Annotated in this window: 7 protein-coding genes; all 7 read left to right on the plus strand. The window is 70.6% G+C overall.

Translation table 11 applies throughout. The annotated features are described in order from the left end of the window. Nucleotides 1-20: 20 nt before the first annotated feature. Nucleotides 21-632: an HIT family protein gene (locus VR45_RS15520; RefSeq protein ID WP_159394224.1), complete on the plus strand. Its 612-nt coding sequence runs from the start codon at nt 21-23 to the stop codon at nt 630-632. After that, nucleotides 629-1,456 (plus strand): phytanoyl-CoA dioxygenase family protein, encoded by an 828-nt coding sequence (locus tag VR45_RS15525; protein ID WP_045940343.1) that lies wholly within the window; start codon nt 629-631, stop codon nt 1,454-1,456. The genes VR45_RS15520 and VR45_RS15525 overlap by 4 nt, the downstream gene beginning before the upstream one ends. Next, a complete protein-coding gene (locus tag VR45_RS15530; RefSeq protein WP_045940344.1) occupies nt 1,444-2,400 on the plus strand; it encodes a hypothetical protein in 957 nt (318 codons plus the stop codon). The genes VR45_RS15525 and VR45_RS15530 overlap by 13 nt, the downstream gene beginning before the upstream one ends. A 182-nt stretch (nt 2,401-2,582) precedes the next feature. Then, nucleotides 2,583-3,980 carry a D-arabinono-1,4-lactone oxidase gene (locus VR45_RS15535; protein WP_045940345.1) on the plus strand — a complete coding sequence of 466 codons (1,398 nt, stop codon included), beginning with the start codon at nt 2,583-2,585 and terminating at the stop codon, nt 3,978-3,980. A 53-nt stretch (nt 3,981-4,033) separates the two neighbouring features. After that, nucleotides 4,034-6,136, plus strand: coding sequence for an NAD-dependent DNA ligase LigA (ligA, locus tag VR45_RS15540; protein WP_045940346.1), 2,103 nt, complete (start codon nt 4,034-4,036; stop codon nt 6,134-6,136). A gap of 3 nt (nt 6,137-6,139) precedes the next feature. Then, nucleotides 6,140-6,463, plus strand: a complete 324-nt coding sequence (locus VR45_RS15545) for an RICIN domain-containing protein (RefSeq protein ID WP_159394225.1) — start codon at nt 6,140-6,142, stop codon at nt 6,461-6,463. 87 nt (nt 6,464-6,550) lie between these two features. Continuing rightward, nucleotides 6,551-7,702, plus strand: a 1,152-nt coding sequence (locus VR45_RS50065; protein WP_063772485.1) for an AAA family ATPase, incomplete at its 3' end; no start/stop codon positions are given.

A 7,702-nucleotide genomic window follows, 5' to 3' on the forward strand; every position in this document is an offset into this window, starting at 1 on the left:
GCGCTGGGTCTCGGCGCCGCTTGGCCGCACTGTTCCCGACCGTGGCCCGGCTGTCTGCCGGGCCCGGCTTCCACTTCGCTGCGATCAACGCCTCCGGAGAGGAGCCTCCTTACACCATGTCCTTGAGCTTCGACCCCCAGTGGTTGTCTCGCTACCCGGCACAGGATCCGGTCGGCAACGCGGAGTCCCCCTGCGTCTTCTGCGGCATTGCCGGCGGCGAGGTGGAAGCCCACGTCATAGCCGAGACAGCAGACACCTTGTGCTTCCTGGACCACCTCCCAGCGACCTACGGGCACGTCCTCGTCGTTCCCAAGCAGCACTTCCAGGGTCTGCTCGACATCCCGGAAGAGTCGTTCCAGCGCGTCATGGCGACTGCGAAGCAGGTGGCGAACGCTCTGCAGGGCTCCTGCGGCGCATCCGGCATCAACCTGGTCCACGCCACCGGCCAGGCCGCCCATCAGACCGTCTTCCACTTCCACATCCACGTCGTGCCGCGCTACGACGGCGATTCGATCGTCGTCTTCCCTCGGCTGGCCGATCCGGCCCGCAAGCACGAGGTCGCACAGCGTCTGCGTACGGCCCTCAACGACCCGAGGCCGCCCGAGGCCGAAGCAGAAAGCAGCCAACTGTGACGACTTCACCGGACGATGCCGTCGCCCAGTTCACCGAACTGGGCTTCGTGCTCCTCAAGCGTGCCGTTCCCAACAGCGTCGTCAGCGCGCTGGACACGGCCCTCCGCCGGCTCACCGACGACCGCAGGCCTGACCTGACTCACAGCTCCTTCAACGCGAATCCGGCCCTGACACACGTGCGCGACGCCGCGAACCTCATCGCCGAGTACCAGACCCTCTTCGAATGCGGAGCCCTGATGTCCGTCCCCCACCTGATCCTCAACGGGTCGCTCCAGGTGCTGGGCAGCGAGATGCTGCGGCGGGGGATCTACCAGGAGGCCCACGAGCCGTGGCACCGTGACTCCGGGCCCTACCTGGAGCGTCCGTACGACGAGCTCAACGGACCTCTGCACCTCAAGGCCCAAGTGTTCTTCACCGACACGCGCTCGAAGGACAGCGGCAACCTCGTGCTCATCCCGGGCTCGCACCGGTGGCCGGCGAACCACGAGGACGACGCCTACTGGGAAATGGCGAACCACGCCCTCGTCCAGGGCTCGCTTCCCGAGGGCGCACTGAGCATCCACGCGGAACCCGGCGACGCGGTGGTCTTCGGCAACACCATGTGGCATGCCGTGCTGCCCAACCGGACCCAGGAGCGACGCAGCGCGATCATCCGCTTCGGACAGGCATGGCTGCGCCCGTACGACCACCTCTGCGACCCCGCCACCGCAGCCGGACACCTCACTTCCCGGAGTCGTCGATTGCTGGGCTACCACTCGAACACGGTCAACCCGGTTGACCTGTACAAGGACCCCACGAGCAGCGGGAACTGGTGCGCCCGATGACGGACTCCCATCAGGTCGTCACCGTGCTCGGGGCGACCCGCAACTTCTTCAAGGTCGGCCACTACACCCTGCGCCGACTCGCCGCCGGCGCACCGCAGCTGACGCTGCGACTGGCCATCCCCGAAGCCCGGATCGCCGGGCGCGCAGTGAGCGACATCGATGTGCAGCTCCGTGACTGGGAGCCGGCAGATCCCCATTCGCTGGCGGAGGCGCTGACCGGCACCGACACCATGCTGATGGTGCCCCCGATCGACCGGCGAGTCGACATCGGCGGCATGTACCTGCGGGCGGCACAGAAGGCCGACGTGAAGCAGATCGTGTGCCTGGGCATCCAGTTCGCCCCGGGGCAGTGCCGGATGGCCGACGAAGCGGCGGCGTTGGAAGTACTCCTGGAGAGGTCAGGGATCGCGTTCGACCATGTCCAACTGCCCATGTTCCTGGAGAACATCCTCTACCAGTGCCGGTCGATCGCCGAGACGGGGTCGTTCACCTTCCCTGTCGACGCTGACCTCCCATTCTCCTACATCAGCTGCGACGACGCCGCCGATCTGTTCTGCCGCAAGATCCTCTCTCCTGGTTCGGTGGATCTGAGTGGCGCCTTGATGAGTCACCACACGCAGGCGACCTGTGCCCAGTGGGCCTCGGTCCTTGGCGAGCTCTGCGCGCGGCCGATCACGTTCGCGCGCCAGACGGACGAGCACTTCGTGGCCAGCCTGGGCAAGTACGGGATGCGCCGTGACGCCGCAGCGCAGGTCCTCGGCCTGTGGGGGCGGATCAGCACCGAGGGGGACGCCCCGGCGGCCGGGACCGCTCAGCGGTTCTTGGGGCGACCCACCACCGATCTGCGGACCTGGACGAAGGCACACGCCTGCTGCTTCGGCGTCGAGTTCACCTCGTGCCCCCACCCGCACCCGCCGGCACAGCACATGTTCGGCCCCGCTTGAGGGGGACGGTCAGAACGCGGCGCAGGCCCGCGAAGGGTCCGCGCCGCCCAAATCCCTCCGCCTTTCGCCCGCGACCGCACCCGTGGGGACACGACGGCGAGTTCGAGCACAGGAATTCCAGCACGGGCGCGACGGATGCTCGCCGCCCGTGGTGCAGACCAAGACCAGTGAGGACTTCTCCTATGACTCTCACCAACTGGGGCGGCAACGTCACCATCGCCCGCCAGGGCGGTTGGACGCGCATCACCTCCCTCGAACAACTGCAGTCGGTGTTGACGCGCGAGGAAGGAACAGTGCGTGTTCTCGGGACCAGGTTCACCTACCCGGCCCAACTGCAGTGCCCGGACGGGACTCGCGGCATCCTCCTCGACCTCCCCGGCCGAGGTGTCGGAGAGCTGCGGGGTGAGTACCTGCACGTCACCGGAGACACGCTGCTCGAAGACGTGTGGCGGGCGTTCGACAGCCAGGGCCTGGAGCCCAGCGCCTGCCCGCCCGTGATCACGAGCCAGACGGCCGCCGGCGCCCTCGCCACCGGCACCCACGCTCAGGGCCTGTTCAGCGGCACCTTCTCCGACTGCGTGGCCGCCATTGAGCTCATGGACGGGACGGGGGTCCTGCACCGGCTCACCCCCGGTGACGCCGACTTCGACGCCGCCGTTCTCAACCTCGGGTGCCTCGGTGTGGTCGTCGGCCTGGTTCTTCGAGGCCGACCGGCAACCGAACTGTTCTGCACCCGGTTCACCGTCGCCGAGGAGCGGCTGCCCGAGCGCTACGCCGCCTGGAATCGCGATTCGGTGGCCGCCAAGAGCTGGTGGTTCACCGAGCACCAGGTCGTGCACACCTGGGCCGCCCACGACGACGCCTGGACGCCCGTGGACCCCGCCGACCGAGGTCCAGCCGACCTGGACCGCATCGTGACCCACACCCGCCGCCGAGTGATGGCCGACATCGGCGACGGCCAGGGGCGGACGCCGGCCGCCCGGACGCTGGAGAAGTTCCTCCGCGCGACCGACACCAAGGGGACGCTCCACGAGATCTTCAAGAACGGCATCCCGGCCCCGCAGCTGAACATGGAGATCGCCATCCCCCTGGACGCCGTCCCCGAGGCATACGCCGGCCTCAAGGAACTCCTGCACGCCTCCCCGTACAAGCTGCACTACCCCGTCATCCTGCGCACCACGGGCCCGGCCCGGGGCCACCTGAGTCCCACGCGGGCAGCTCCGGCTACGTACTTCGGCTTCGTGTCCTACATGACCGCCGAGGGGCTGATCACGGCCGCACGCCCGCTGTTCGACGACATCCAGCGCCTGCTCTACGGCCTGGGCGGCCGGCCGCACTGGGGCAAGTACTTCACTCCGGAACTGCTGCCCGCCGCCGGCACCGACGGCTTCCCCGACTTCTGCCGTGCCGTGGGCAGGTTCGACCCGCACCGACGCTTCGAGAACGACATCTTCTGTCGCGCGCTCGGGCTCTCCCCGACACGCCCCCGGACAGCAGAACCGGCGCCGCTCAGCCACTCCGGCCCGCCAGGTCGGCGGACGGAGCCCCGCCCGACCGCGTCCATGCGAGACCAGGGGTGAAGCACGCCGGTGCCACCGCCGTACTGTCAGTGCCAGTCCGCAGAATGAGCAGCATGACGAAGCCTTCCGGAGCCGCGCCCGCTGTCGACCTCGCTGATGAGACCGCCTACCTCGAAGCCGTCGCGCAGGCGCGAAAGGCCGCCGACGCCTACTACGGCTCCGGCGAACCGGGCATGGACGACGAGACCTACGACCGCCTTCTGCGCGGCATCACCGCCTGGGAGGACGCCCACCCCGGGCAGACCGCGGCCGACTCCCCGTCCCAGCAGGTCGCAGCAGGCGTGACCACTGGCGACGTCGAGCACACAGTACCGATGCTCAGTCTGGGGAACGTCTTTTCGGACGAGGAGCTGACAGCCTGGGCCGCCTCGGTGGAGCGGCGGCTGGGCGGGACGGCAGTGGCAGGTTGGGCAGTGGAGCCCAAGCTCGACGGGGTGGCCCTGGCCGCCCGCTACCGCGACGGCCAACTGGTTCAACTCGTAACCCGGGGCGACGGCACGACCGGGGAGGACGTCTCCCACGCCATCGGCGACATCACCGGCCTGCCCTCGGCCCTGACCGAACCGGTCACGATCGAGGTACGCGGCGAAGTCCTCATGACGGAATCCCAGTTCGCCGCCGCGAACGAACTGCGGACCGCGCACGGGGCCACGGCCTTCGCCAACCGCCGCAACGCCTCCTCGGGCTCGCTGCGTGCCAAGGACCGGGCCTACCGGATCGGGCAGACCTTCCTTGCCTACGCCGCACTCACCGACCCCGAGCACACCGATGATCCGACCCTCGCCGCGCTCACCCACACCCAGCTCGTCGCCCGCCTGGCCGCGCTCGGGCTGGGGACCACGGTCGACACCCCGGTCGCCACCACGGCCTGCGCGACCCTGGACCGAGTCGTGGACCGGGTACGCGAGATCGGCGCGCTGCGCGCGGATCTCGACTTCGAACTCGACGGGGCCGTGATCAAGGCCGACAGCCCCGCCGACCGGATCCGGGCCGGAACGGGCTCCCGCACCCCGCACTGGGCCACCGCCTTCAAGTTCCCGGCCGCCCAGAAGATCACTGTGCTGCGCGCCGTGGAGTGGAGCGTCGGCCGCACCGGTGTGATCGCCCCGCGCGCCGTCCTCGACCCGGTGGACGTCGCCGGCACCACCATCACCTACGCCACGCTGCACAACCCGGCCGACATCGTCCGCCGGGGCCTGATGCTCGGAGACCACGTCATCGTCTACCGAGCCGGCGAGGTCATCCCCCGCGTCGAGGGCGCGGTTCTCGGCCTCCGCAGCGGCAGTGAGGAGCCCATCGCCCTTCCCGAAATCTGCCCGCGCTGTGGTGCCGACATCGACCGCAGCCAGGAGCGCTGGCGCTGCGAGCGGGGACGCGCCTGCGGCCGGACCGAGGCGATCCGGTACGCCGTCGCCCGCGACGCGCTCGACATCGACGGCCTCGGCGAGAAGATCATCGTCCAACTCGTCGACAAGGGACTCATCGAGGACTTCGCCGACCTGTTCACCCTCACCCGCGACCAACTGCTCACCCTGGACCGCATGGGTGCCAAGAGCGCCGACAACCTCATGGCCGCCATCGGGGCCGCCAGGACCAGACCCCTCAATCGCGTCTTCTGCGCCCTCGGCGTGCTGGGCACCGGCCGCTCCATGTCGCTGCGCATCGCCGCGTACTTCGGTTCCATGCAAGCCGTCCGAGACGCCGATGCGGTCGCGTTGGAGAACGTCGACGGAATCGGCGGCGAGAAGGCCCCGGTGATCGTGGCGGAACTGGCCGACCTCGCTCCGCTCATCGACAAACTCCTCGCCGCAGGAGTGAACATGGACCAGCCCGGCTTCGTCCCACCCGCTCCCGCTGATGCCGAAACCCACGTGGAGACGACCGCCCGGAGGGCGGAGACCGAGCTGCCATTGGCCGGGATGACCGTGGTAGTGACCGGCGCGATGACCGGGTCCCTTGCGGACCGCTCCCGCACTGAGATGACCGAACTGATCACCAGGGCAGGGGGACGCCCGTCCTCAAGCGTCTCCGCCCGCACTCACCTCGTCGTCGCCGGAGAGAACGCGGGCAGCAAGTTCGACAAGGCCCAGGCTCTGGGCATCGAGACCATCACACCCGAGGAACTCGCTCAGCGCCTCGCTGGGCATCTGACGTGAGCGGTGCAATCGCTGAACCAGGAAGCACTACGGGCGGCGGGGGCGGTGCACCGGTCGTTCGAGACGGACTTCCGCGGCGCCATGGTGCTGGACGTCATCCCCAATGAGTGGAAGACGCACCTGGTGAAGGCGCACGGCGGCAGCAACCAGTCCTGGCGGTTCGAGGAGTACGGCAACGGCTGGTACCGGATCCGGGCCGTCTACAACATGCAGAACGGTTACCCGAACGGCGGCTGCCTGACCGCCGACGGCGCCGGCAACCCCCTGGGCGCGTGGAACTGCGACAGGGGCATGGGGGGAGGCCAGCTCTGGAAGCTGGCGGGCTGAGCCTTCCGCCGGGTCCTGACCAGGGGTAAGGGCCCGGCGGAAACCCGCTGGTGATGGCCGGTTCGGCCACCGTAGAATCCCGTGCTTGTGACCGACACCAGCACCCCCGCCGAGGCCCCTCCCGTCGCGCTCCGCCAGGACGCCGAGCTGATCGCGGGCGTCGTGGCCGCCGCCGGGCGCGGCCTGGTCGACCGGGAGACGGTCGCCGAGGTGGTGGCGCTCTGTGCGGTCGCCGGGGAGCACCTGCTCGTCGTCGGACCGCCCGGCACCGCCAAGTCGGAGGCCGTGCGGCGGGTGGCCGGGCAGCTCGGCGGCCGGTACTTCGAGTACCTGCTCGGCCGGTTCACCGAGCCCAACGAGCTGTTCGGCCCGGTCGACCTGCGCAGCCTGCGCGAGGGCCGGGTCGAGTTCGAGACCGCCGGCATGCTGCCCGAGGCCGACGTCGCCTTCCTCGACGAGGTGTTCCTCGGCTCCACGGCCGTCCTCAACACCCTGCTGGGCCTGCTCAACGAGGGGGTGTTCCGGCGCGGCGGCACCGTCCTGGCCAGCCCGCTGCGGGTCTGCGTCGGCGCCGCCAACCAGCTGCCGGAGGACCCGGCGCTCGCCGCCTTCGCCGACCGCTTCCTCGCCCGGGTCTTCGTCGACCCGGTGGCCGACGCCCGGCTGGAGGAGCTCCTGGAGGCCGGCCGCCGACCGGCCCCGGCCCCCGTCCCCGCCCCACCCGCGGCCCGCAGGGACGCTCCGGCGGTCCCGGACGACCGGCTCGGCGCGATCGACCGGCTCGCCGCCGCCGCGCGGGACTGCGAACTCGACGGCGTCACCCCGCTGCTCGCCTCCGCGCTGCGCCGGCTGCGCGCCGCCGGGGTGCCCGTCGGCGACCGGCGGGCCGTCCGCTCCCAGCGCCTGGTCGCGGCCGCCGCCGTCCTGGACGGCCGGACCGTGGCCACCGCGCGCGACCTGTGGGTGCTGCCGCTGGTCGCGCCCACCGCCGACACCCAGGCGCTGGCCCGCGACACCCTCGGGGACCTGATCGAGAAGGCCGCCAACCAGAGCCTCACCCACGCCGCCGAGGAGCTGTCGCGCAGCTCGGCCGCCCGCGCCGAACGGCTCGCCCGCACCGGCGCCGCCCTGCTCGCCGACCACCGCGGCCTGCCCGAGGGCCGGGACTCCCGGCTGCGCCTGGAGGCCGCGCTGCGCGAGATCGACGCGGGCTTCGCCCCGGCCGACCTGCCCGCCGCC

It is taken from the genome of Streptomyces sp. NRRL S-495 (assembly GCF_000966955.1).
In the GTDB taxonomy this organism is placed as follows: Bacteria; Actinomycetota; Actinomycetes; order Streptomycetales; family Streptomycetaceae; genus Kitasatospora; species Kitasatospora purpeofusca.

Coding starts and splice junctions, on each gene's coding strand:
- ligA (WP_045940346.1), top strand. CDS start 4,034: ATGACGAAGCCTTCCGGAGCCGCGCCCGCTGTCGACCTCGCTGATGAG.
- VR45_RS15535 (WP_045940345.1), top strand. CDS start 2,583: ATGACTCTCACCAACTGGGGCGGCAACGTCACCATCGCCCGCCAGGGC.